1 protein-coding gene and 1 pseudogene are annotated in these 688 nt (G+C 44.3%); both read left to right on the forward strand.

The genetic code is table 11. From position 1 onward, the window contains the following. Window positions 1-187: pseudogene (locus ACFSKO_RS18585) on the forward strand (ABC transporter substrate-binding protein); the annotation flags it as partial. Between the two features lie 144 nt (window positions 188-331). Then, the coding region (locus ACFSKO_RS18590) for a TRAP transporter small permease subunit (protein ID WP_380254472.1) at window positions 332-688 on the forward strand (357 nt) is incomplete at its 3' end.

The raw sequence follows: 688 nt of genomic DNA on the forward strand, positions 1-688 counted from the left end.
CTCTCAAGACATCATGAATGCTCTTGGCGCGAAATCCGAAGAAGTTGTCAAAGAAGTCGGCCAGACTGATGACATTTCCAAAGAAATCTACGAGAGCTACATCGACTTCCGCCGCAAGGTTGCACGTTGGACGACACTTTCTGAGTCCGACTACACAGCCGCACGTGGCACAGCGCTTGATATCTAATCGCTGAGAACGTTGATCATTGCCTAAAGTGGTGACCTTAAGTGATGGCATAGGCAATGATTTGAGTACGAAAGAGGCTAGCTCTGTGCTAGCCTCTTTTCGGTAAATATATAAATAATAATAACAATCGATAGGGAGACTGCTGTGGCAGGGTTTCTTTCCCTCGCAAAAGCCATCGATAGTCTGAATAATAAAATAGGGCATAGTGTTGCTTGGCTCGCCCTCTTTATGGTTTTGGTTCAGTTTATCGTTGTTCTCATGCGATATGTTTTTGGCATTGGTTCCATCTTCATGCAGGAATCAATTATCTATATGCATGGTTTCCTCTTTATGCTTGGCGCAGGCTATACTCTGCTACATGGCGGCCATGTTCGGGTTGATATATTTTATGGTGCAGCCAGCGAAAAAAAGCAGGCCATCGTTGATTTTATTGGCACGATTGTCTTCTTGTTCCCGGTTTTGATCTTAATCATGATCTACGGTCTTCCCTATGTGGCAGAT

Origin of the sequence: Kiloniella antarctica (assembly GCF_042682825.1) — a bacterium.
GTDB lineage: Bacteria > Pseudomonadota > Alphaproteobacteria > Kiloniellales > Kiloniellaceae > Kiloniella > Kiloniella antarctica.